The 280-nt window shown below is 41.1% G+C and carries 1 protein-coding gene; it reads left to right on the top strand.

The window, feature by feature from the left end:
• Positions 1-280: hypothetical protein (locus P9236_RS30685; RefSeq protein WP_278078211.1), on the top strand; the 280-nt coding region annotated here is incomplete at both ends.

Below are 280 nucleotides of genomic sequence, written 5' to 3'. Positions count from 1 at the left end.
ATTGTAGCCACTTATGTAGATGAACTTCAGGTTAGTTATACTATTCAAGAAGTGAATGACCTGTATGTCGGTTTGGAATTTTGGTATAAATTCAATGAAGGTATAGGGGCAACAGAAATCATTGATCACTCAGGTAAGTCAAGGCATCTTGATGTTGTCAACTCAACAGGAGTAAATGCTGCATGGAATGGAGTAGGTACAACTGAAGCAGTCGAAGGTGATTATATGGGTGGGACAGGTGCCAACCCCGATTCTTTAGGTGGGACATATTGGACAACAC

Source organism: Mesorhizobium sp. WSM4884, assembly GCF_029625675.1.
In the GTDB taxonomy this organism is placed as follows: domain Bacteria; phylum Pseudomonadota; class Alphaproteobacteria; order Rhizobiales; family Rhizobiaceae; genus Mesorhizobium.
The sequence above is the reverse complement of the archived record's forward strand: the minus strand, read 5'-3'. Positions and strand labels throughout refer to the sequence as shown.